Origin of the sequence: Ruminococcus sp. AF20-12LB (genome assembly GCF_003478985.1) — a bacterium.
Classification (GTDB): domain Bacteria; phylum Bacillota; class Clostridia; order Lachnospirales; family Lachnospiraceae; genus Blautia_A.
In genome coordinates this window covers 48,425-71,889 of the sequence record NZ_QUGH01000010.1, presented here as the reverse complement: position 1 = coordinate 71,889, position 23,465 = coordinate 48,425, and the positions used below count along the sequence as shown (strand labels likewise).

General features: G+C 41.0%; 16 protein-coding genes, 1 tRNA gene and 2 pseudogenes. 13 read left to right on the top strand and 6 right to left on the bottom strand.

Going from position 1 to position 23,465, the window contains the following annotated elements:
• Positions 1–103: 103 nt before the first annotated feature.
• Positions 104–3,769 (bottom strand): YhgE/Pip domain-containing protein, encoded by a 3,666-nt coding sequence (locus DWX61_RS13120; RefSeq protein WP_118625693.1) that lies wholly within the window; start codon positions 3,767–3,769, stop codon positions 104–106.
• Between the two features lie 505 nt (positions 3,770–4,274).
• On the opposite strand from DWX61_RS13120, the gene DWX61_RS13115 reads away from it, so the two are divergent.
• Positions 4,275–4,874: a TetR-like C-terminal domain-containing protein gene (locus DWX61_RS13115; protein ID WP_118625691.1), complete on the top strand. Its 600-nt coding sequence runs from the start codon at positions 4,275–4,277 to the stop codon at positions 4,872–4,874.
• A gap of 400 nt (positions 4,875–5,274) precedes the next feature.
• On the opposite strand, the gene DWX61_RS13110 is transcribed toward DWX61_RS13115, so the two are convergent.
• The gene (locus DWX61_RS13110; RefSeq protein WP_118625689.1) at positions 5,275–6,228 is read right to left on the bottom strand and encodes an alpha/beta fold hydrolase; all 954 of its coding nucleotides are present in this window, start codon (positions 6,226–6,228) and stop codon (positions 5,275–5,277) included.
• A 573-nt stretch (positions 6,229–6,801) separates the two neighbouring features.
• A complete protein-coding gene (locus DWX61_RS13105) occupies positions 6,802–7,251 on the bottom strand; it encodes an SseB family protein (protein ID WP_118625687.1) in 450 nt (149 codons plus the stop codon).
• 2,322 nt (positions 7,252–9,573) lie between these two features.
• On the opposite strand from DWX61_RS13105, the pseudogene tnpA reads away from it, so the two are divergent.
• From tnpA to DWX61_RS13060, 8 genes and pseudogenes are all read left to right on the top strand, one after another.
• A pseudogene (gene tnpA / locus DWX61_RS13095) lies at positions 9,574–9,984 on the top strand (IS200/IS605 family transposase).
• A gap of 18 nt (positions 9,985–10,002) precedes the next feature.
• Positions 10,003–11,259, top strand: coding sequence for an RNA-guided endonuclease InsQ/TnpB family protein (locus DWX61_RS13090; RefSeq protein ID WP_270427469.1), 1,257 nt, complete (start codon positions 10,003–10,005; stop codon positions 11,257–11,259).
• Positions 11,260–12,581: 1,322 nt separating this feature from the next.
• Positions 12,582–13,349 carry a ParA family protein gene (locus DWX61_RS13085; protein ID WP_118516134.1) on the top strand — a complete coding sequence of 256 codons (768 nt, stop codon included), beginning with the start codon at positions 12,582–12,584 and terminating at the stop codon, positions 13,347–13,349.
• On the top strand, positions 13,349–14,281 hold the full coding sequence (locus DWX61_RS13080; protein ID WP_118625683.1) for a ParB/RepB/Spo0J family partition protein: 933 nt from the start codon (positions 13,349–13,351) through the stop codon (positions 14,279–14,281). The genes DWX61_RS13085 and DWX61_RS13080 overlap by 1 nt, the downstream gene beginning before the upstream one ends.
• Positions 14,282–14,289: 8 nt before the next feature.
• Positions 14,290–14,811 carry a DUF4446 family protein gene (locus DWX61_RS13075; RefSeq protein WP_118516132.1) on the top strand — a complete coding sequence of 174 codons (522 nt, stop codon included), beginning with the start codon at positions 14,290–14,292 and terminating at the stop codon, positions 14,809–14,811.
• A gap of 44 nt (positions 14,812–14,855) precedes the next feature.
• The gene (gene serS, locus DWX61_RS13070; protein WP_015526534.1) at positions 14,856–16,151 is read left to right on the top strand and encodes a serine--tRNA ligase; all 1,296 of its coding nucleotides are present in this window, start codon (positions 14,856–14,858) and stop codon (positions 16,149–16,151) included.
• A 33-nt stretch (positions 16,152–16,184) separates the two neighbouring features.
• Complete coding sequence (locus tag DWX61_RS13065; protein ID WP_059086529.1) at positions 16,185–17,060, top strand: DUF3881 family protein; 876 nt, start codon at positions 16,185–16,187, stop codon at positions 17,058–17,060.
• Between the two features lie 102 nt (positions 17,061–17,162).
• Positions 17,163–17,236: transfer RNA gene (locus DWX61_RS13060), tRNA-Arg, on the top strand.
• 534 nt (positions 17,237–17,770) lie between these two features.
• Here the strand turns inward: DWX61_RS13060 and DWX61_RS13045 are convergent.
• Together DWX61_RS13045 and DWX61_RS19360 are read right to left on the bottom strand one after the other, a co-directional pair.
• Positions 17,771–18,106 carry an LPS biosynthesis protein gene (locus tag DWX61_RS13045; RefSeq protein ID WP_118393538.1) on the bottom strand — a complete coding sequence of 112 codons (336 nt, stop codon included), beginning with the start codon at positions 18,104–18,106 and terminating at the stop codon, positions 17,771–17,773.
• A 138-nt stretch (positions 18,107–18,244) separates the two neighbouring features.
• Positions 18,245–18,404: pseudogene (locus DWX61_RS19360) on the bottom strand (IS5 family transposase); the annotation flags it as partial.
• A gap of 60 nt (positions 18,405–18,464) precedes the next feature.
• On the opposite strand from DWX61_RS19360, the gene DWX61_RS19695 reads away from it, so the two are divergent.
• The 4 genes from DWX61_RS19695 to DWX61_RS13015 all read left to right on the top strand — a co-directional run bounded on the left by DWX61_RS19695 (position 18,465) and on the right by DWX61_RS13015 (position 21,934).
• Positions 18,465–19,361 (top strand): AAA family ATPase, encoded by an 897-nt coding sequence (locus DWX61_RS19695; protein ID WP_330673288.1) that lies wholly within the window; start codon positions 18,465–18,467, stop codon positions 19,359–19,361.
• A gap of 78 nt (positions 19,362–19,439) precedes the next feature.
• Positions 19,440–19,955, top strand: a complete 516-nt coding sequence (locus DWX61_RS13025) for a GNAT family N-acetyltransferase (protein WP_118516149.1) — start codon at positions 19,440–19,442, stop codon at positions 19,953–19,955.
• A 312-nt stretch (positions 19,956–20,267) separates the two neighbouring features.
• The gene (locus tag DWX61_RS13020; protein WP_118625681.1) at positions 20,268–21,521 is read left to right on the top strand and encodes an ATP-binding protein; all 1,254 of its coding nucleotides are present in this window, start codon (positions 20,268–20,270) and stop codon (positions 21,519–21,521) included.
• A 98-nt stretch (positions 21,522–21,619) separates the two neighbouring features.
• The gene (locus DWX61_RS13015) at positions 21,620–21,934 is read left to right on the top strand and encodes a hypothetical protein (RefSeq protein WP_330673289.1); all 315 of its coding nucleotides are present in this window, start codon (positions 21,620–21,622) and stop codon (positions 21,932–21,934) included.
• 330 nt (positions 21,935–22,264) lie between these two features.
• Here the strand turns inward: DWX61_RS13015 and DWX61_RS13010 are convergent, their stop codons facing one another.
• Positions 22,265–23,455: a site-specific integrase gene (locus DWX61_RS13010; protein WP_003062094.1), complete on the bottom strand. Its 1,191-nt coding sequence runs from the start codon at positions 23,453–23,455 to the stop codon at positions 22,265–22,267.
• Positions 23,456–23,465: the final 10 nt, after the last annotated feature.

The following is a 23,465-nucleotide window of genomic DNA, read 5'->3' as shown; positions in this document are numbered from 1 at the left end:
AGACATAAAAAAACTGTACAGAAGCTCATCTGAGCAACTGTACAGTTTCAATTTTTCTATATCTAACAGAAGGTTCGGGGGAGCTTCTGCCAGTAACTAAGTATTATGCAAGACCTCTTTCTTCCAGCCAGTCGAAGAAAACGATTTTTCCTGTTTTCTTTCTCTTAGTCATGTGATTGAACTGAAGGATCGTCAGGATTGTGAAGATCACTAACAGCGCAACCATTACAATAATGGAAGAGGTAATGCTTCGGCCACCGCTGATCGTTGCACGGAATGCATCGACCGTGTAAGTAAACGGAACGTATGCATGGATCTTTGCAACGAATGAAGGTGAAACCTCAACCGGATACGTTCCGGCAGATCCTGCAAGCTGAACGACCATGAATACCAGCATCAGGAAGCTTCCTACCTTACCAAGAGTAATGTTGAAGAAGTACATGATAGAGGTAAAGGTCATTGATGTCAGGCAGGCGAAGAGTACGGTTTTGCCCATCTCTGCAGGTGTGAATCCGTTAAATGCATGTAACAGCATGATCAGGCAGATTCCCTGAAGGATAGCTACCGGATAAAGGACGGAAGCCTTGCTTGCCCACCATGCGAAACCGGATTTCAGTTTGCCCTTATACTGAGCCAGAGGATACATCAGGCAGAATGCCAGCGCGCCGACCCAGAGGCCTACAGACATCATGTAAGGTGCCATTGCGTGTCCATTATTCGGGACATCGGTAAGTTTTGTTTCATCGTTTACAACAGGAGTTGCGAACATTTTGATCGTTTCATCACTTGCTGAATTATCTTTTACAGTGGTAGCTCCATCGCTGAGGCTTGTGGTCAGTGTCTTGGAACCGTCTTTCAGTTCTTTCATACCGCTTCCAAGCTTCTTGGAGCCATCATACAGCTGAGAGGAACCGCTCTGGATCTGGGCAGCGCCATCTGCAAGCTGTTTTGCACCATTGTTAAGTGTGCTGTTGTTACTTACAAGCTTCTCGGTACCGCTGAGAAGTGTTGAGGTACCGTTTGCTAATGTCTTAGTACCGTTTGCAAGAGTAGTAGCACCGCTGGAAAGGGTTTTGGCTCCTGTTGAGAGCTTTTTGGTACCGTCTGTAAGAGCGGAGCTGTTTTCGGAAAGCTTAGCAACACCATCGGTGTAGGTTGTGATTCCGGTTGTCAGTGTTCCGGAACCATTGGCTAATGCTTTTGTTCCATCTGCAAGAGTAGTAGCACCGCTGGAAAGAGCCTTGGCTCCTGTTGAAAGTTTCTTGGTGCCGTCTGTAAGAGCAGCACTGTTTTCGGAAAGCTTTGCAATACCATCGGTGTAAGTTGTGATTCCATCTGTCAGTGCCTTAGAACCATCTGCCAGCTGACCTGCACCGGATTTGATATCCGGAAGTGCGTCAGTGATCTGCTTGCCGGCTGTTTTCAGATTCTTTGCACCGTTGTTGAGCTGCTTATCATAAGATGTCAGTTGGTCAAATCCATCGTTCAGAGCTTTGATTCCTGCTGCTGCAGCCGGGAAGGCTTCGACTGTGCCGTCTTCCAGAGACTGAAGTCCTGCGGAAACGTTCTTGGTTCCTGTGTTTACAGCCTGTGCACCCTGATACAGCTGGGTAACACCTGCAGAAAGCTGAGCGATCAGATCTGTAGGAAGCTGACTTGTAGCTGCAGATAACTGCTCTGCACCTGCGCTCATGTTTGTTGCACCTGCACTCATCTGGTTTGCACCATCTGTCATGGTTGTTGCACCCTCAGAAAGTGTACCGGCACCCTGAGTCAGTCCGCCGGAGATCTGAGTCAGTCCGGAAGCTGCTTCGTTAAGCTTGGAAGCAACAGCATTCAGGTTTTTCTGAGTAGAAGAGAGCTGACCGGATACACCAGCTGCAAGCTGTGAAACCTGATCAGAATAGCTGCTCATGTAAGAACCGTCCACGCCAGTCATTCCACCGGCTACGCTGTTTAAAGCGTTGATCACATCATTCAGAGCTGCTGCGGAAATGGTTCCGTCCTCAGAAGCGGTTGCCTGAATCGCCTGAAGCTGTGCTGCTAAATTGGTCATTGTCTGTCCGGCAGTACCGATCTTGGTATTTGCATCAGTAAGTGCTTCCGTTGTCTGCTGTCCGTATCCTGTAAGGATGCTGCTGACCTGATCACCTACCTGTGAGAACTGTGTGCCTGCATTCTGGAGAGCAGGGATTAGACTGTCTGTGATACTGCTGCTGGTCTGACTTGTGATGCCTGCGGCCTGAGTGATATATCCGGCTGCGTTGTTGATTCCATCTGCGGCATTGTTCATACCAGCTGCAGCACTGTTCATACCAGCTGCGGCTGTGTCCATACCATCCTTTGCGGAAGTAAGGCCGGCTGCAAGCTTGTTGATGGATTCCTGTGTTGTTCCCTCTTTCAGAGCAGAAACCTTATCGTTCAGGGCTTTCAGTCCGTTTTCCAGCTGCTGTGTTCCGGATATCAGTGACTGTGAGTCATCGGTTCCTTTGGTAACACCGGTATTCAGCTGAGAGATACCATTGGAAACTGTTGTGAGTCCGTCTTCAAGTTTTGCAAGCTCTTTGGCACCGGCTGCGAGTTTGCCAGCACCAGCCACATAGGTGGTAGTTCCATCTGCAAGAGTGTCAGCACCAGCTACATACTGTGTTGCTCCGTCGGAAAGAGTATCAATACCTGCACTTAATGCATTTGCACCGGATTCCAGGCTGCTTGCGCCGGATTTCAGCGTATCAGAATTTTTATTAAGCTCATCCACACCAGCGGTGTACTGCTGAACACCTTCATCCAGAGTATCTACACCGGTTGTCAGCTCAGGAACCTTTTCTGTCAGAGCTGCAACACCGCTGTTCAGCTGGTTTGCACCGGATTCCAGGCTGCTTGCGCCGGATTTCAATGCATCAGAATTTTTATTAAGCTCATCCACACCAGCGGTGTACTGCTGAACACCTTTATCCAGAGTATCCACACCGGTTGTCAGCTCAGGAACCTTTTCTGTGAGGGTTGCAACGCCGCTGTTCAGCTGCCCTGCACCATCGTTCAGGCTCTTTGCGCCATCGTTAACCTTTGCAACACCATCGGTGTAGGTCTTAAGACCTTCTGTGAGACTGTCAGCACCGCTTACAAAGGTAAGAGTGCTGGTAGAAAGCTTTTTCAGGTTCTTAGTGATCGTTGTATTACCATCAGCTGCTGTATTCAGTCCGTCTTCGATCTTTCCGGATCCGTCTGCTGCTTCCTGCATTCCGTCACCTGCTTCTGAGATAGAATCAAAAACGGTTTCTGTATAGGTTTCTGTAACCTTGGAAGCGATGTTATCGCGAAGCTTCAGCATTGCTGTCTCACTGAGCTTGGAGGCGATATAGTTGGTTCCCGGGTTAGTCTCGTAGGACAGTTCCATTTGTTTTGGATCGTCATCCATTACAGTGGCTGCATTTGCGGAGAAATTTTCCGGAATTTTGATAACCATGTAATAGGTTCCATTGGCCAGACCGTCCTCTGCTGTCTTGCTGTCTACAATGTTAAATGCCATTGAGTCGTTGTCTTTCAGCTCATCCGCCATGTCCTTACCTATGCTCAGGGTCTTGCCATTATACTCGACAGGTTTGTCTTCGTTTACCACGGCCACTGGCAGGCTGTCTACGTTTCCGTAAGGATCCCACATGGATTTCAGAAACAGACCTGCATAGATGATCGGGATTACGATAATGGCGATTACGACGATAAGCATGAGCTTGTTACGAAGTAAGCTTTTCCATTCGTTTTTGATCATATTACCTATCCCTTTCTTATTAAATTGTATTATCAAACATAGTTGATTAATCAAACTTTATTCCAGTAATGGTAACGAGATCTATTAATCATATTAAAATCTATTAATAGCTTTATGCTCCATTATCAAACAAAGTGTTGATTTTCTTTACGTGATGTATTATACTAAACACATACCACAGATACAACCATTAAAAATTTACTGAATGTATATTAATAGACGAAAATAATGGAAGTGTCTATTACAAATAAAAAACTGCATAATAGACAAAAAGTACTTTATTTACTTTGAATTTATGTGCAGTTGGTAATATTAAATGCAGACAGGATTCCTCTGTTTCAACTAAATTGCGCAGCAGATTTCTGGTACCATGTAGATCAGTGTAGAGAAAGAGAATGCTTTTGCTCGTTTGAAGGATGCACATTGTATGACAGTTGCAGAGTATCGTAAGTAATAGGTGATGGAGGAAACAGGCTTGCTTTTTTGAATTGCAGGGGGGATTAAGATGGCGGAAAAAGTTGACAGAAGAGTACGTAAGACCAAGGCACAGTTGCGAGCGGGGCTTGCCCGTCTTATGCAGAAGAAGAGTATTAAGGAAATTACGGTAAAGGAACTGGTAGAAGAAGTTGATATCAACCGCTCCACATTTTATCTTCACTATACAGATATCTATCAGATGCTGGAATCCATAGAGGCTGAATTGATGGAGGAAATCACGCATTTGGTGGCAGACTATCCTCTGGATCCTCTTAATAATAAGGAGAGCTCGTATCCTTTTATTGAGCAGATATTTACGATCCTGGATCATAATAAGGATATTTGTATCGCACTTCTTGGAAAGAATGGAGATATGGCTTTCGTGAATCGTATAGAAAAACTGATCGCAGATACAGTGCTGCATCGCTTGTCAATTCGTCTTCCGAAAGACAACCGTGATATTGAGTATGCGTATGCGTTTTGTCTGAATGGATGCGTGGGAATGATCAAGACATGGTTGTCTTCTGAGAATCAGGAGAGTACACAGCATATGGCAGAGTTGACACATAAGCTGATCGATAATACAACACACATGTATCTGGAGCAGGCACTTATAGCAACTCCATAAATTACTGCAAACAATCCAGTCCATCATAGCGTGAAATCCTGCGTCAGATATCTTTGCCGTACGTCAGCACGCCTGCAGGTATCTTCCTTGTCCTTCACACTCTGCTGAACTGTCTTGATTGTATTATTTTATGGAATTGCTATAGATAAGAGAAATGTCCGGATGTATGAGGTGAGTCTGGTAAAAATAAAGAGTATTGTTTCACATTTGCTTGAGGGAAAACTCATGTTTCACGTGAAACAATACTCTTTTTTTATTGGCTTTTTGTCGGTTATAGCATCTCCACAAATTACTGCATGAAGTTCAACGGCTCCGAACATGAACAATGTTCTTTTAATGCGTTGATTTCCAAAATCACTATAGAGAAATTTTGTCTTTGTTTCCGAATCATAAGTTGTTTTTACAGGAAAATAGATACCTGTTCCAGGAAATGTTCAGGATCTTCCAGATGAGGAAGATGTCTGGTTTCCGAGATCACAGCGGTTTCAATGGAAGAATTCAGCTTCTGGTATTCCTCTGCGATAAGAGAAGCGGAAGCTTCTTTTTCTCCGGAAATAATATAGATGCATGCATCGGAAGATTCTACGGCATTATTAATGCTGATATTCAGGTATTTGCCAATGTAGCTGGAATACAGATATTTGGCGTTGGAACCGCCCTTGTGAGCGGATTCATAATAGGTGTCTACCAGTGTATCTGTTACATGGAAGGGATTGTAGAAAAGCTTTTCCATAAACAGACTGCTGATGGATTCGCGGGAAGCCACCATATGGTAGATCAGAGTTCCGAAAATCGGAAGCTCGATAAAATACTTAAAGAGTTTGTTGTCTTTACAAGGAGCCTGCTTCAGAGAACTGAAGCTTGGTGGATTAACCAGCATAATCTTGCGGAAATGGTCGGAATTGTTACGGTAAGCCATGATCGCAAAAGAACCTGAGAAACCACTGGCAATAACATCGGTTTCCTCACGAATTACATTCTTGGCAAAATCACAGAGTAACTGAGCAAATACAAAATTGGTATAAGTAATATCCGGTTTTTCGGAACGTCCACATCCAAGAAGATCAAGGGTGTAAACTGTATGTTCGGTTGCGAGCTGCTTCTCTACAGCATTCCATTCATAACCGGAAGCACCTGGCATGATATCGTGAATAAGAAGAACAGGGGTGCCATGTCCCTGTTTTGTATAAAAAATCTTTCCAAAACGCCAGTCATAGGTTTTGCTATGTGGCTGTTCCAACATGTCTTTAAGCTGAGATGTGGCATCTATGAAACGGTTAGCAATATGAATAACACCTGCGGCAGTTCCGACTAAAGCTGCAAGAGTAAGTAGTCTGTGTCCATTTTTCTTCATAAAAAGCCTCCTGGAATTCGTAAAAATAATCAGGACAGATGTAACGGAATTCAGGTATCTGATCTGATTTTTTCTGAATATTTCTTTGCTTTATTATACGACAGGAACGAAAAATTTACAATGCTTTTGTAGGAACCTTAACCTTGTTATTGTTTGCTGGCTGCTGTTCCTTCCGTTCTCAGTAACACGCTTCGTGATGCACAGAATTTATGCTGATCGCGTAAAATGGCGCGGTGTGGTTTCGGGTTTTCTGCGGCCGTTGTTTGCAAAAAACTAACGGAATATTACCAGTGAACAGTAGCATCACCAATACGCTTCATGATACATAGAAATCAGATTTTGAACCGAATCAAGTAAGTCACCCTGCAGGGTTGCGAAGAGCAATAAGCAGAGGGTTGGGACTTGCTTGTATCAGGAGGAGGGAAAGCTCCTTCTGATAAACTGCGAAGCAGTTATTCGGTTATGCGCAAGTAGCGAAGCGGATGCTTTTATCCGCTTGAATGATTTTATACTTCGGTAAAATACCAAGTGTTTCACGTGAAACATTGGACTTGTTATCCGCCAGAGTTGGTATTATACAGGATTGCCTAGGATAATGTTGATAAGAGTTTTGTTCAGCATTAGTGTACGGTTCCATGGATTGAGAATGACTCCCTCAATAGACGGTTCCTGCAATGCAGAAGCAAAAATCTTATCAATATCTGCAGTAAATGTGGACATGATCTTATCACTGCCTTTTAATTCTTCGTCGAAGCTGGTGAATGCAGCCCACCATTGCTTTCCATCATTGGTTTTGATCGCATGGAGAGAAATTTTACCATCACCTTTTGGAGGTTCTATGGCAATGATCAGTTGTGCCTGCTCCTTCATTCTACGGCGGATTACTGTGAGAGCATGAGCAAGCATTTCTTCGCTTGCTTCTTTTTGGAGTGCTGCAATGGCAGTTTCAATCTTTTCATTGACATTTAAAGTCTTGTCTAATTGTTCTTTATAGAAATCGTTGCGATTATTTGTGGTGTTCATGTATAAAATATTCCTTTCGATCAGATGATAAATGGCTAGTACAGCGAATATTAAGTAACCGCCATATTGACTTGCCTGATTTTTCATTTGTTGCGTTGCCGTTAATCGTCGTAGTCACCGCTACGCCTCATTCCTCCGCCTTGCAGATGAAGAAATCATCCTGTGTCAATAGCAGAAACTTAATTTTCGCTGTACTAGCCGCAAACTGCGGGGAGTTTGCAAATGCTTTCTCTATGGATTATAGCATTTCAAGGGAAAATGAAGCAAGAGAAGAAGCGCTTTTAAACGAATCAAGTAAGTATTCTGTGCATCGCGAAGCGTGTTGCTGAGAATGGAGCGAACAGTAACAGTTTCCTGATTCAATTGTGAAAAGCAATAAATAGTGGGTGGGGACTTGCTTGTGTCAGGAGAAATACTGATCTCTTCTGATAAATTGCAAAGTAGTTATTTGGTGTAGAACTGCGTAGTGAATGCTTTTATCTGATTGATCCAAAGTTGGTAGATATGTTTGTGTACTTGAGAGTAAGCTACCAGATACGGTCATCAGTATTTCCTATGAGTTCCGGTCAGATGCTTTATACACTGGACGGGAAATTAACAAGTTAAGCGAATATAGTAAAAAGATATATTTATATGAAAAAACGGAGAGTAAGGCGGAAAATAAGGTGGATTTTATAGAGTGATATAAGAGTAAGGATAAAATAAAGAGAAGGAAAAGCCTGTTTCTATGAAGATCACACCATGATAATAAAACGACTACAAAAATGATTGAAATACAAATGATAAGTACAATAAAAAGTACTTTATGGAAGAAAATACTGGCGAATAAATAGAAATAATAGGATATTTACAGAAGAAAAAACAATAAAGTACGAATTATAGTACTGTGATTAGAAAAGTACAATAAAATGTACTTTATATAAAAATACATATGAAAAGCTGTAAAATGCAGAAATGTGCACCTGCACACATACGCTAAAAAGAAAAACAACATACTATGATAAAAATAAAATATAGATCTTCCTCTATTTTAAACATGTAAAATGATGATTGATCGAATAAAGAAAATTGTCTGCTTCGATTATGAAAAACAATAAGCTTTGGGTGGGAAATTACCTGTACTATTCCTGACAAACTGTAAAAAAACTCTTCGGTGTAAAACTATGCACCGAATGCAGACGTTTTTATCCGCATGACTGGGATAAAGGGAAGACAAGGCAGCGCTTTTTTTGGCGAAATTATTTTATGCCAGTTTCGTGCCGGAATCTTGTTCAGATACGTTTGATATTGGATATTACAAAATGAAACTATGCTTGAAAAAACTTCACTTAACATGTACATAACGAATATATAACAGGATCGGAAGAAAAATGAAAGAAATATGTAAATCTTTTGTAAATATAATAAAATAAACAAAAATCGAAAATTCTAGTTTCATAATATTATATTTCCAGCTGAAAGATATATGCATTTCACACTATAAAAAACACTCTGAAAAAGATGTTTCCATTTACTATATATAGATGTTTTGGGGAAATATAAAGATAATTGCCACATTATTTTGTGGATGGATTTTCTTGTACTTTTTATATACTTTTGTGATACAGATAATGCCAGAGATCATATATCGGAGTGCTTTTTTTGATATTTCTCGTTGGTTTTATAATGTATTCGTAGCTGTTCAGTACCTTTGAAGTTGCAAGTCAAATCACATACTTGAGCGATTTTGGGGATGGCATTTTTATTTTTAACCGGATCAAGTAAGTCTCCTGCTTCAATTAAGAATATTTATTTGATGATCTGTTTTTGGATGTTTCACGTGAAACATTAAGAGATATCTTAAAAATAGAGAGATATAATCTTATCTTTTACAATTGCAGAAATAAAAAACAGCTGTAAGTCTGGTATCTATGTTTTTATAGCAGCTTTAATATAGGCTTTAATCAGATCAAGTAAGCTCCCTGCTTCAATTGCAAAAAGCAATAAGCAGTGGGTGAGACTTGCTTTAGGCGTTTTACGGTAGCGTTGATATAATTTTTAACCGAATCAGGAGGTCCCCTGCTTCAATTGTAAAAAGCAATAAGTAGCGGTTGGGTACTTGCTTTAGGATAAAAAGCGGGAATCCTCGGCAATTCAATTACCGAGATGAAAGCGTAAACTGTGCATATCTGTACTCATAATAAATAGAAATAACAAAACGGTTTTCGTTCAATTTTCTCCTATAAAAGCTTTCTGTAAAAAGCTGTATCCAGCATTATAAAAAAAAGAAAATATGTTCGGTATTTTATTGTGGGATTTTTGATATCATGGTATACTATATGCATGAAAGAAAATCTTATACATTGCCGCACTTGTGTGTGCAATATTAATTACCATATGGTATGGTCGGTAAAATACCGGCGGAAGATATTAAATGCGGAGGTCGAGGCATATCTGTAGGAACTGGTGCAGGAGATCGCAGAGGATAAGGGCTTTACGGTCCATCTGTTTGAATGTGGGGAAGGAGACTATGTACACTGTTTTGTGTCAGCCCCTCCGAAATTATCCATAACTGCGATCGTGAAATACCTGAAGGGGATCTCCGGCAGGAAACTTTTCGAATGTTTTCCGAAAATAAGAAACCAGCTTTGGAAAGGGGAGCTGTGGAACCATTCCTATTATGTGGAAATGGTCGGGTCTGTATCGGAAGAAAATATCCGCAGGTATATCGAACATCAGAGCAAAGCTTACTGATACGATGGAGGAGAGGACATGCTGCTGTCAAAGAAAACATCCATAAAGGTCAGCCGGGAATATGCGAACCTCATCGGGCATATGTGCTATGCAGCGTCCAAGCTCTGGAATGTCTGTAATTATGAGCGTCAGCATTACAAAGAAACTGGGATGGAGCAGTATCCGGACTGGTATTATCAGAAAAAAGCTCATAAGGAGGATCTGTGGTATAAACAGCTCCCGTCCCAGACCGCCCAGGAAGTCTGTAAGCTGCTGGACAAGGCATGGAAGTCTTTTTATGCCCTGAAAAGATCCGGAGGGATCGAGACTCCCAGACCGCCGCGGTTTAAGCAGAAAAGTATCCCCATCACCTATATGCAGATGGGGATCGCGCATGAAAGGGATACGGGCAGAGTCCGCCTTTCCCTTCCAAAGGCATTAAAAAAATATATGGAAGAAACGTATCAGATCCATGAAAGATTTCTTTACCTTGAAAATAAGATCTTCAGGGACATGGATCAGATCAAACAGATGCGGATCTATCCGCCGGAGAAGAGAATCTGTAAAATTATAGTTGTTTATGAGGTCCCTGACCGGGAAGAACTTCCACAGAACGGACATGAACTGTCTATTGATCTGGGGCTTCACAACCTTATGACGTGTTACGATTCTGAAAATGGGAAGACGTTTATCCTGGGCAGGAAGTACCTTGCACTGGAAAGATATTTCCATAAAGAGATCGCAAGGGTGCAGGCCCAGTGGTATGGTCAGCAGTCCGGAAAGGGAGTAAAACATCCGGTCACATCAAAACATATCAGGAAGTTATATAAGAGAAAACAAGACTCGGTAACGGACTATCTGCACAAGGTCACAAGGTATCTTGCAGAATACTGCCGGGAACGAGGGATCACGTGTGTTGTTGCAGGGGATATCCGGAACATCCGGAGAGAAAAAGACCTTGGACACAGGACAAACCAGAAGTTCCACAGTCTGCCGTATAACAGGATCTATATCATGCTAGAATGTAAGCTGAAAATGTATGGGATCCGTTTCGTAAAGCAGGAAGAAAGTTATACCAGCCAGTGCAGCCCACTGTCACCGGAAGTGGGGAAAAGATATGCAGAGCCGTCCAACCGGAAAGAGAGAGGAATGTACAGGGATGGAAACAGAGTTTATAACGCAGATGCCGTAGGGGCATATAATATCCTGAGAAAATATCACTCCGTATCCGGGGTGAAAAAAGAACTGTCCGTAACCGGACTGAAAACACCGGAAATAATAAAAGTAGCTGTATAGCTCTAAAGAGCAGGCAGTAGTGGTGTCATGGATGCACCCTGAAAAAAGGCGGTATCCCGCCTTTTTTCAGATGCTCTGGCAACTTAGTTGCCGAGTAATTCACGAAGAGAACAAGTAAGTCCTGATAAATTGCGGAGAAGTTATTCAGTGTAGAGCTGCGAAACAACTGCGGATTGCGAATGCTTGTTTGGAGCGAATCAGGAAATTACCTGATTTTCTGATTCAATTGCAGGAATCGATAAGCAGTGGTTGAGGAATTGTTTTTTATCAGGGGAGGGAAGCTTGTAGTCCTTCTGATAAATCGCGAAGCAGTTATTCATTGTAGAATTGCGAGGGCATCTGAGAATGTTTTTATTCGCTTGACATTCTATAGCAATCCTCGTAAATAATGCATTTAAGACAGTTCAGCAGAGTGCGAAAGACAAGGAAGATATCTGCAGGCGTGCTGACGCACGGCAAAGATATCTGATGCAGGATTTCACACTCTGATGGGCGGGACTAAGACGCATTATTTTAGAGGATTGCTATAGTACAGCAAGTTGATTTCTTGAACAATCTTACGTCTATATTTTTTTCCACGTTGTCGTCAAGCGCCGTAGCCACCGCTACGCCTCATTCCTCCGCCTTGCAGAAGAAGAAATCATCCTGCGTCAATATAGCAGAAACTTAATTTTTGCTGTACTAGTGTATAGTGTACCAGCAAGTTGATTTCTTGAACAATCTTACGTCTATATTTTTTATTTCCGCGTTGTCGTCAAGCGCCGTAGCCACCGTTACGCCTTTCTCCTCCGCCTTGAAATAAGAAAATTTATCCTGCAAGATTGTTTCAAGAATCAACTTGTCGGTACACTAGTAATGTTTTTTGGCAGATAAAAATTGAAAATGCTGTAAAATCTGTAAAAGCAAAGGATTTCGATGCCTATGTAGCAGTAGGAAGGTTTCATAGAAGATAATAGATCTATACCAGGAAAATAGAATTATTTTTGAGATTACGATAAATCAGAACAATTTCATCAAAATATTTATATAAGAGGGAACTTCATTTCTTAGCACGTTTTTATAGCATAAAATATATAGTTTGATTGAAAAAATAAAACCGGAAATTTATGCAGAGTTGATGGATTTTGCAATTGATGTACGGCTACTGTCAAACTCCTGTTTAGGTCAGAATGAGTTTGGGTATACTATACAATAAATAAAATAATTCAAAATCTATTTTCTATTGTTTCACGTGAAACATTATGTGGCAGTTTAAAAATAAAAGTGTTATAATGATATCCAATGAGTAAAAATCCCTTAAAAAAATAAAAAGGAGGGGTACAATGGGACGAATCATTGCAGTTGCCAATCAGAAAGGCGGGGTTGGAAAATCAACGACAGCCATCAATCTATCGGCCTGCCTTGCTGAAAAAGGGAAAAAGGTTCTTGCCATCGACATTGATCCGCAGGGAAATACAACCAGTGGACTTGGCACAGACAAGAATGCAGTAGAAAACACCCTTTATGAGCTGCTGCTTGGAGAAGCAGAGATCAAGGATACTATTATAAAGAACGTTGTAGATAATGTTGACCTGATACCGTCGAATATGAATCTTTCCGGTGCAGAAATTGAACTGGTTGGTCTTGAGGATAAAGAATTTATCCTGAAAAAGATCACGGATAAACTTCGCCGGAAATATGATTACATAATCATGGATTGTCCGCCGTCACTGAGTATGCTTACAATTAATGCTTTGACAGCCGCAACCTCCGTTCTGGTGCCGATTCAGTGTGAGTATTATGCATTGGAAGGTTTGTCACAGTTGATACATACCATCGAACTGGTAAGGGACCGATTGAATAAGAGATTGAAGATCGAAGGCGTGGTCTTTACCATGTATGATGCCAGAACAAATCTGTCACTTCAGGTTGTAGAAAATGTAAAAGAAAACCTGGACCAGAATATATACAAAACGATCATACCGAGAAATGTACGACTTGCAGAGGCACCCAGCTATGGAAAACCGATCAATCTGTACGATTCACGATCTACAGGAGCAGAGAGTTATCGTCTCCTGGCAGAAGAAGTTATAGGCAGGGAGGGCGAGTGATGGCTGGAAGAAGAACAGGAGGCCTTGGAAAAGGTCTTGACGCACTGATCCCGAACAAAGCAGGCGGTCCATCAAAGGAACCTGCAAAAAAGACAAGATCTGCAGTTGTAAAAAAAGATAAACCAACTGAAAAAGATAATCTGGCCGCAGAACGACTTGTGAAAATTTCCAGCGTAGAACCAAATCTGAATCAGCCCAGAAGACATTTTGATGAGGATGCGCTGCTGGAACTCTCGGAATCCATTAAACAGTATGGTGTTCTTCAGCCGTTGTTGGTATCCGATAAGAAGGATTATTTTGAGATCATTGCAGGCGAACGCCGCTGGAGAGCTGCCAAGATGGCAGGGCTCAAGGAAGTGCCTGTTGTTGTAAAAGAGTTTACAGACCAGGAAATAGTAGAAATTTCCCTGATCGAGAACATTCAGCGGGAAGACCTGAATCCTATAGAGGAAGCGATGGCATACAAACGTCTGATGGAAGAGTTTCACCTGAAACAGGATGAAATCGCAGACAGAGTTGCCAAAAGCAGAACTGCAGTAACTAATTCCATGCGTCTTCTGAAGCTTTCTTCAAAAGTTCAGGAAATGGTAATTGCAGATATGATCTCAGCTGGTCATGCGAGAGCACTTCTGGGAATTTCTGATGAAGCTCTTCAGGAAACAACAGCCATGAAGGTTTTTGATGAAAAACTCAGTGTTCGTGAGACGGAAAAACTTGTAAAGAATCTGGTTTCTCCTGCGAAAAAAGTAAAAACAGAGAGAAACACAGCAGAGGATGCCATTTATGAAAGCCTGGAAGAAAAAATGAAAGGTATCATGGGAACAAAGGTATCCATTCAGCGAAAGAAAAACAACAAAGGTAAAATTGAAATTGAATATTATTCCAGAGATGAACTGGAGAGGATCATTGATCTGTTCGAATCTATCAGATAGGAGGCAGAATGAGCGGGATTTTTGAAAGCATGGGAATTGATTCCGGGATTGTGATCATTATTTTGCTGATCCTTACCATCATTCTTCTGATCAATGTGGTGAGCAGCAATATGCGTCTCAGACGTTTGGAACGGAAGTACAAGATGTTTATGAGAGGCGGAGATGCACAGTCACTGGAAAAAGTTTTTGTAAGAAAATTTGCACAGATCGACCGGCTGTATGAAGCAAAGGAAGATCATGATCATGACATCAGCTTTATCAAAAAAAATATGAATGTAATGTTCAGCAAATATGGCGTTGAGAAGTATGATGCATTTGATGATGTAGGTGGAAAACTCAGCTTTGCACTGGCGCTTCTTGATAAAAACAATACAGGTCTGATTTTGAATGCGGTTCACAGCCGCGATAACTGTTTCCTTTATTTAAAGGAGATTGTAAAAGGTGAGTCCTATGTTGTACTTAGTCAGGAAGAAGTGGAAGCTTTGAGAAAAGCAGTAAACTTTGGCCTTGGTGAGATTGAGAAGGAATAAAAAGCTGCAAAGATTAAGAATATTTTTAATACAGGAGGAATATCATGTTAGACATTAAGTTTGTGAGAGAGAATCCGGAGGTTGTAAAGCAGAATATCCGCAATAAGTTCCAGGACAGCAAACTGGAGCTGGTTGACAAGGTTCTCGAACTTGATAAAGAAAACAGAGAGATTAAGCAGGAGGTTGAGGCTCTCCGTGCTGAGAGAAACAAGATCTCCAAACAGATCGGTGCTCTTATGGGCCAGGGAAAAAGAGAAGAGGCAGAAGAGGTTAAAAAACAGGTTGCTGCATCCGGAACTCGTATTGAGGAACTTTCTCAGAGAGAGAAAGAGGTTGAGGAAGAGCTTCTGAAAGATATGATGGTGATTCCGAACATCATCGATCCTTCTGTACCGATTGGTAAAGACGATAGCCAGAACGTAGAGATTGAAAAATTTGGTGAGCCAGTTGTTCCGGATTTTGAAGTTCCGTATCATACAGATATCATGGAGAACTTTGACGGAATCGACCTTGACAGCGCAAGACGTGTTGCCGGTAATGGATTTTATTACCTGATGGGAGATATCGCACGCCTTCATTCCGCAGTAATTTCTTATGCAAGAGATTTCATGATCAACCGGGGATTTACTTACTGCGTACCACCTTTCATGATCAGAAGCAATGTTGTTACAGGTGTTATGAGCTTTGCTGAGATGGATGCTATGATGTACAAGATCGAAGGTGAGGATCTTTACCTGATCGGAACAAGTGAGCATTCCATGATCGGTAAATTCATTGATCAGATCATCCCGGAGGAAGAGCTTCCGAAGACACTTACAAGCTATTCTCCGTGCTTCCGTAAAGAGAAAGGTGCTCATGGACTTGAGGAGAGAGGTGTTTACCGTATCCATCAGTTCGAGAAACAGGAGATGATCGTTGTCTGCAAGCCAGAGGAGAGTAAGATGTGGTTCGACAAGCTGTGGCAGAATACAGTAGATCTGTTCCGTTCTCTTGATATTCCGGTTCGTACACTTGAGTGCTGCTCCGGTGACCTTGCTGATCTTAAGGTAAAATCCCTCGATGTTGAGGCATGGTCTCCACGTCAGAAGAAGTACTTTGAGGTAGGAAGCTGCTCCAACCTTGGAGATGCACAGGCACGTCGTCTGAAAATCCGTGTAAACGGCAAAGATGGTAAGAAATATCTTGCTCATACATTAAACAACACAGTAGTAGCACCTCCGAGAATGCTCATTGCTTTCCTGGAGAATAACCTGAATGCAGATGGATCTGTAAATATTCCAAAAGCTCTGCAGCCATATATGGGCGGTATGACAAAGATTGAGAAAAAGACACGCGCGTAAGAGAAACGCAGGCTTTTTCAGGGAGGTGTTCTTGTGCACAGTTATTTAAAGACCGTTGGTTTTTCACAGATTACCAGAAGAAGTGAAATAAAAGAGATCATCCGTGATGTGATCGCAAGCTACGATGAAAAGGTTTGCGTGGAAAATCATCCGGAAGGCGTATTTGTACAGTTTTCCAAGAATTATGGCTGTGACTGTGGAATCAGCGTTTGTGGTCAGTACGATGAGAACGGTGAGTTTCACGTGGAATATTATTTCCCATTTTTCAGGGGAACAGGAATCACATCCAGGGAAAAAGTGACTGTTGAACGTCATACAGATAAGGAATCCTATGCAGGAGCATGTGATGATCTGCGTATAGGAGTGACTATGATCTTTTATCTGCAGAATCTGGCAGAATATATGCAGGAGAAATACAAAGGCCTGAAAGACCCGGGGGACCGTCCGGTGACGGTTTCCGGTCTGGCTTCTGAGGGAAAGATCCTGTTTCCGCTACAGAAGGATAAGGAAGCTGTAAAGGTGGAGAGAGAGCTTTCCAAAAACAGGACTAATCTGATCGCAGCAGCGCGTAATGGTGATGAGGAAGCTATGGAGAGTCTTACAATGGAGGATATGGATACTTACTCCATGATTTCCCAGAGAATTGTTACAGATGATGTTCTCACGATCGTGGACTCTTATTTCATGCCTTATGGAATCGAATGTGATCAGTATAATGTTCTTGGTGAGATTCTGGACATCATGAAATTTAAGAATATCCTGACAGGTGAAGAAATCTGCCAGATGACTATTGAGAGCAATGATATACAGTTTGATATCTGCATCAACAGCAAGGATCTTCTCGGTGAACCGGCAGTTGGACGCCGCTTCAAAGGAACAATCTGGTTGCAGGGTCAGCTGCACTATTAAGTTTTCGAATTTTGAATTAATTCTTGTAATTTCAAAATAAATATAGTAAAATAATGGTTGTGAAACTTTTGGAAGTGTTCAAAATGTTTCACAACCATATATGTCCATATAGCTCAGCTGGATAGAGCACTCGCCTCCTAAGCGAGGGGTCGGAGGTTCAAATCCTCTTATGGACGGGCTTCAAAGCGTTCGAAAATGTTAGCTGGATTAGCTGACAACGAACGCTTTTGTTATTTTCTAATCACGTTCGTGACACGAAATTCCATTCAAAATAATCCATTTCCAGCTAACACAATCCGATTTTTGTTAGCTGACAGCTAATCAAAATCACCGGTTTGCAAACATGGTTTTTCAAGAGTCCAGCTAACATTTGGGTTCCGCTCTGTTGTCACCCCTTATTCGGGGATGTAAATTAGAGAAAAGGCGGGAAAAGAAACAATCTCTCCGAAACCTGCAAACATAAATTAGCTGAAACAGTATTCAATTCTATTAGCTACAGCTAATGGTCAAACAGCAATGTCTGTTTGGAACTTTACCTACAACAAAAGTTCCAGGCAGGCATTTTCTATTTCCTGAGTCCTGGAGGAAAGGAGTCGAGATGGTTGAGGCAAACAGACAATCAGGAGAAAACGAAGAAAGAATCATAGAAATTGAGATTGAACGTCTCCGCCCTTTTAAGGAACATCCCTTTCAAGTAAAAGATGATAGTTCTATTCTTTTATATCTTTTCTCAATACTTCTTTTGGTGGTTCAATCTCTTTTGCCAGTGTATGTTCTGTCAATTCCGACAGAATTTTTAATTTCTTATTTATGAGTGGTCTCATGCAGTTTGGAACGTGTTCCTGATGTGCCCGATGTATTGCCACGCACTCTTTACAATTTCCATGATATCTGCAAGCTTTCAGACATGGACAATGGTCTTTATCTACATATTCCTTCCTGAATTCCGATGCAAATTCTTCCTGGAGTTTTAATCCCTCTGACCGGTTTCCTTTGTGAAATTCTTTCATTGCAGCTATTTCTTTTTCGTTTCCCTCGATTTTCATTTTATTCTCTCCTCGTATAATATCTTTTAGATACATAAATACATGTATCTTAGTTACCAAATAAATATTGTTCAATAGGCTTAGTAAAGCCCATGATATAATTGTCCTAGAGCGTGTTTGAAAAACATTTTGAGTTGTTCATTTTAACCAAATTAATATTGAGACGATGCATACAAAACCCAGAAAATTGGAAGCAAGTTTATCATAACGTGTCGCTATGTTGTGGTCAAGCTATTCGGCGAAACACTTTTAATTTGAGAAAGTAGTTTTCTACTAAATCTCTCTCTTTATAAAGCCACCAATCACAATGACGGTCAAACTTTGCTCCTTTTCTGGAAGAAATCGTTGGTTCTCCACCATGAGAGTAGATATAAATATCATTACGTTGCCCTTCACTAATCATAAAATATACTGGATAGGATATGAGGAACCGGATGATCTTCGAATCACACTGGCAACGATCATGATGGATGTCATCAACGAAGAAGAAATCAATCTGGAAGATGGTATCTTACATCATCAGGAAAATGTAGATCTGCTTCCGGCAAACATTGAGTTTTCCGCACTGGAAGTGACGATGAGAAATGTTATGAGCAGAGAAATGATCATGAAAGAATATATCGATGCGATAAGATCCCGATACGATTATATCCTGATCGACTGTATGCCGAGCCTTGGTATGATGACAATCAATGCACTGGTTTCCTCTGATTCTGTTTTGATACCAGTACAGGCCGCATATCTGCCTGTTAAAGGACTTCAACAGCTGATCAAGACCATTCTTACAGTAAAGAAAAGACTGAACCGAAAACTGGCGATTGAGGGCATTCTTGAATTTAAGGAGGATATGAAAATGAGCGAAAACAATGATTTTATTCAGTTACCACCACTAAAAAAAGATACACCATCCGCTGTGGTAGCATTCATCTGGGAGTACATGAAAATACCGGAGAACTCAAGAGAAAAAGTTAAGGATATGATCAAAGAAGTACATGAAAATGGCATGAAATTAGATTATAAAGAGCCAAAACTGTATGATGTTGTTTCAAAAGAAGAAATCGCTGAATTTGAAGAGGTCATGCGTAAAACCATAGCTGACATTGTATCAGAAGCCAGTGGTGTTGCCTGTTGGGTATATGTGCAGAAATATGTGAAGCATAAGACCTTGGATGAGATGCTGCAAGAATGGTCAGGAGCAGGCCAGTTTATTCTTGCTATGGATACTTGGTTTGAAAGACTGATGGCGGATCAATAGAAGCTGTGATAGAATGAAGAAAACGATTTGATGTGCAAATCGGAACTTTTTGAGGAGTTTTGAGGAGATAGATATAAAATGACCTTCCAATTAGTTTGTATAGAACCAAAAGAATTAACGCAATACAAGTCGGATATGCAGGAAGCATTTCAGAAAGGTTTTGAAGATGTTTTCGGGAAAACAGATGCTGTTATTCTGCCTGAAAAGGACATTGACCAGTCGGTGAATGCGGAGGGTTCTGCTGTCTATAAAGCTGTTGTCGATGGAGAAATGGTGGGCGGTGCAGTTGTTATTATCAATGAGAGTACACAGCATAACCATCTTGACCTGCTTTTTGTAAAGAACGGAGTTCAGAGCAATGGTATTGGTAAGAAGATATGGTTTGAATTGGAACGAATATATCCGAACACGAAAGTATGGGAAACCTGTACGCCGTACTTTGATAAGCGCAACATTCATTTTTATGTGAATGTCTGCGGCTTTCATATTACAGAATTTTTTAATGAAAAACATCCTATGCCAGATACACCGGACGATTTTGTTGGTGATGGCAATGAGGGAATGTTTGCGTTTAAGAAGCAAATGCGTTTATGAACTTCCAGTTTGTTGAACTGAATCCGAAAAGCATTAGGGCGCACAGGAGATAGAATCCTTTGCGTAAAAGACTAACGAACATATTTAATGAAACATCGGAACCATCTTCTTTTTGTTGTTTACCTATAATAACGATTGGAGTAGTCGATTATAGACACTGCAATCAAAAAAATCTGAAAATATATTTATCAACATTACATAAAAGTGTGTAGATGCACATAAAATGGGAATACATATTAAAATTCAGGTCATTCTGTGATAGAATCTCATTACTAAAAAGTGTGCAGATGCACGGAAATGGGGAGTGTAACGATGGAGATTAAAAGAGACGCTTACCTACAGCAGCTGATCGAGCGAAAAGATAATGGAATGATAAAGGTGATTACCGGCATTCGTAGATGTGGCAAATCCTTTTTGCTGTTTACCATCTTTAAGAGATACTTACTGGAGAACGGCGTTGATGTTGATCATATTATTGAGATTGCATTGGACGGTATTGAAAATGAGGAACTAAGAGATCCTAAGGTGTGTTTCAAGTACATCAAAGATGCAATGAAAGACGATGGCAAATACTATCTGCTTCTTGATGAAGTGCAGTTTATGTCACAATTTGAGGAAGTGCTGAACAGCCTGCTCCGCATGAGCAATATTGATGTATATGTCACCGGAAGTAATTCCAAGTTCCTGTCCAGCGACATTGTGACCGAGTTCCGTGGCAGAGGTGATGAGATTAGAATCTATCCTCTCTCCTTTGCAGAGTTTTATTCTGTCTATGACGGCGATTATGATGATGCCTGGGATGACTACATGATCTACGGAGGATTGCCGCAGATCGTAAGTTTCCAGAGCGAACGACAGAAAGCGGACTATCTGAAGAACATCTTTGCAAATGTCTATCTGAAGGATGTTATTGAAAGAAATAAGATTCAGAACGTGGATGAGATTGGGATTCTGGTTGATGTGCTTGCATCTGCAATCGGCGTACCGACCAACCCTTCAAAGATTGCCAATACCTTTGCCAGTGAGCGCCAGATGACTTATGCTAATAAAACCATCTCCAAGCATATCGACTATTTGACAGATGCCTTTTTGATTTCCAAGGCAAGCCGATACGATATTAAGGGCAGAAAGTATATCGGTGCAAATCTGAAATACTACTTTACGGATCTGGGACTGAGAAATGCACGTCTGAATTTCAGACAGCAGGAGCCTACTCATATCATAGAGAACATTGTTTATAACGAGCTGCTGATCCGTGGCTACAATGTTGATGTGGGTGTCGTGGATATCTTCGATAAGGATAAAGAGGGCAAACGTGTTCGCAAGCAGTTGGAGGTTGACTTTGTGGTGAATCAAGGAAACCAGAGATACTATATCCAGATTGCATATGACATGACTTCGGAAGAAAAACAGACGCAGGAGTTCAATTCTCTGCGTAATATCCCGGACTCTTTCAAGAAGATCGTCATTGTAAATGGCAGCAAAAAGCCTTGGAGAAATGATGAAGGTTTTGTCATCATGGGAATGAAGTATTTCTTGCTGAATGCGAATAGTCTGGAATTTTAAGTCGATTTGAGTTGTTGCTGTGGTGTTGTTCTATTTCAAAAAAGAGTGAAATGATATAAATAAGGCCAGCCGATGTGGTAGCATTTATGTGGGAGTACATGAAAGTACCGGAGGATTCAAGAGAAAAAGTTAAGAATCTGCTTAAAGATGCAAATGAAAATGGAGTAAAAATAAGTCATCAGGCACCAACACTGTATGATGTTGTTCCGAAAGAAGAAATTGCTGAATTTGAAGAGCTTATGCGCAAAACCATAGCTGACATTGTATCAGAAGCCAGTAGAGTTGCCTGTTGGGTGTATGTGCAGAAATATGTGAAGCACAAAAACCTAAACGAAATGCTGCAAGAATTGCCAGACGTAAGTCAATTCATCCTAGCTATGGATACCTGGTTTGAAAAACTGATGGAGAAATAATCTGGGAAAGTAGTTTAAAGTTTACATGTTATGATCATGTATGAAGTTGGAACAAAATAAAAGAATTGTGCTCTACTATTGTTTAAGAAAAAAACTCATTGACATATTTCAATCTATTTAGGAGGATAACAGGATGATATTAAAGTTATTGAAATAAAAACTTACTAAATTTCTGATTATCTTTTCATAAGTTGGTAAATGCCGATATATCCCGTATTTTAGGGCTTTATCGGTATTTTCTTTTTGGAAGATACCTTGCATAAGCTGGCATTTACCAGCATGAAAATGCAACCAAAAGTAGTAAATGAGTAGTAAATATAAGCTCCGATATTAACAAGCCAGTCTTTCCAGTTCTGCTTTTGCAGATTGAAATGTACCGTGTGCATAATAGCCAAGTGTCATGGTTATGTTAGCGTGTCCCATAAGATATTGCAGGGTGTTTGGGTTCATTCCTCTGTTTGCCATATTCGTACAGTAAGTATGTCGGAATGAATGTGGTGTGATGTTCGGTAACTTGTCCGTGTGATACTTGTTATACTTCTTAATTAGTCCTCGCACCATGCCCTCATAGTTTCCTGCAACTTTAGGTAAGCCCTCACGGTTCAAGAATAGGAAATTGCTATAACCACCTACAATCAACGGTTGTGCCTTTCCTCTGTTCTTTAGTATTCTTTGGATTGCTTGATAAGCCCGTTCTGTCAATGGAAGTTCTCGTTTTCCGTTTTTGGTCTTTGGCGTTTCAATATAGTAGCCGATTTCGCTGTCTTTCAATAACTGGTGGTCTATATTGAGTATTCTGTTCTGCATATCAATATGCGTCGTTAGTCCGCAAAATTCAGAAATACGAAGTCCCGTTTCCAGCAGAAGCACAACCTCATCATAATACTTGCTGTAAATCTTATCCTTTTCCATAAAGGCAAGCAGGCGTTCTTCCTGCTCTGGTGTAAGGATAACTTTCTGCTCCGTATCATCTTCCAGAACATCACTTAGCTTAAATTCAAACGGGTTCTTTCTGATACAGTCGTCTTGTATCGCCATGTAAAATGACGCTTTCAAGGAACGCTTGTAGTTATCAATCGTTTTATAGGCGTATCCTTTTTCGCTCATTCTGATAGCCCATTCTTTAGCGTCCGACTGCTTAACAGTATCAATCGCCCTCATACCCAATGGGTCATTTTTCAGAGCGTTCATAAGATACTGTCGTCCTTTTTCAGTAGCCCTCTTGATGTTCTTTCTTTGGCTGTTCTTCTTGTCGTAGAGCTGGCAGACTGTCATTTTACCGCCTGCTGTATCGATACCGTCGTTAAGGTCTTTTTTAATCTGTGTTTCTTTTTCCCTCAACGATATATCATCACGCTTTCCAGCAGGTGTCTTGTCTGTCGGTACAAGTTTCCAAGAATAGATAAATTGTGGCTTTCCGTATATATCGGTATATTTATAAACGTATCTTCCGTCTTTTCGCTGGCTCTCTCCATTACGCAAATTGCGATTTTTACTGTCTTTTCGTTTTACATTAGACATAGTGTAAAGC

Bases quoted from the DNA above. Each gene is read 5' to 3' on its own strand.
- DWX61_RS13120 (WP_118625693.1), bottom strand. From the start codon at position 3,769: ATGATCAAAAACGAATGGAAAAGCTTACTTCGTAACAAGCTCATGCTT.
- DWX61_RS13115 (WP_118625691.1), top strand. From the start codon at position 4,275: ATGGCGGAAAAAGTTGACAGAAGAGTACGTAAGACCAAGGCACAGTTG.
- DWX61_RS13110 (WP_118625689.1), bottom strand. From the start codon at position 6,228: ATGAAGAAAAATGGACACAGACTACTTACTCTTGCAGCTTTAGTCGGA.
- DWX61_RS13105 (WP_118625687.1), bottom strand. From the start codon at position 7,251: ATGAACACCACAAATAATCGCAACGATTTCTATAAAGAACAATTAGAC.
- DWX61_RS13090 (WP_270427469.1), top strand. From the start codon at position 10,003: ATGCTGCTGTCAAAGAAAACATCCATAAAGGTCAGCCGGGAATATGCG.
- DWX61_RS13085 (WP_118516134.1), top strand. From the start codon at position 12,582: ATGGGACGAATCATTGCAGTTGCCAATCAGAAAGGCGGGGTTGGAAAA.
- DWX61_RS13080 (WP_118625683.1), top strand. From the start codon at position 13,349: ATGGCTGGAAGAAGAACAGGAGGCCTTGGAAAAGGTCTTGACGCACTG.
- DWX61_RS13075 (WP_118516132.1), top strand. From the start codon at position 14,290: ATGAGCGGGATTTTTGAAAGCATGGGAATTGATTCCGGGATTGTGATC.
- serS (WP_015526534.1), top strand. From the start codon at position 14,856: ATGTTAGACATTAAGTTTGTGAGAGAGAATCCGGAGGTTGTAAAGCAG.
- DWX61_RS13045 (WP_118393538.1), bottom strand. From the start codon at position 18,106: ATGAAAATCGAGGGAAACGAAAAAGAAATAGCTGCAATGAAAGAATTT.
- DWX61_RS19695 (WP_330673288.1), top strand. From the start codon at position 18,465: ATGAGAGTAGATATAAATATCATTACGTTGCCCTTCACTAATCATAAA.
- DWX61_RS13025 (WP_118516149.1), top strand. From the start codon at position 19,440: ATGACCTTCCAATTAGTTTGTATAGAACCAAAAGAATTAACGCAATAC.
- DWX61_RS13020 (WP_118625681.1), top strand. From the start codon at position 20,268: ATGGAGATTAAAAGAGACGCTTACCTACAGCAGCTGATCGAGCGAAAA.
- DWX61_RS13015 (WP_330673289.1), top strand. From the start codon at position 21,620: ATGAAAGTACCGGAGGATTCAAGAGAAAAAGTTAAGAATCTGCTTAAA.
- DWX61_RS13010 (WP_003062094.1), bottom strand. From the start codon at position 23,455: ATGTCTAATGTAAAACGAAAAGACAGTAAAAATCGCAATTTGCGTAAT.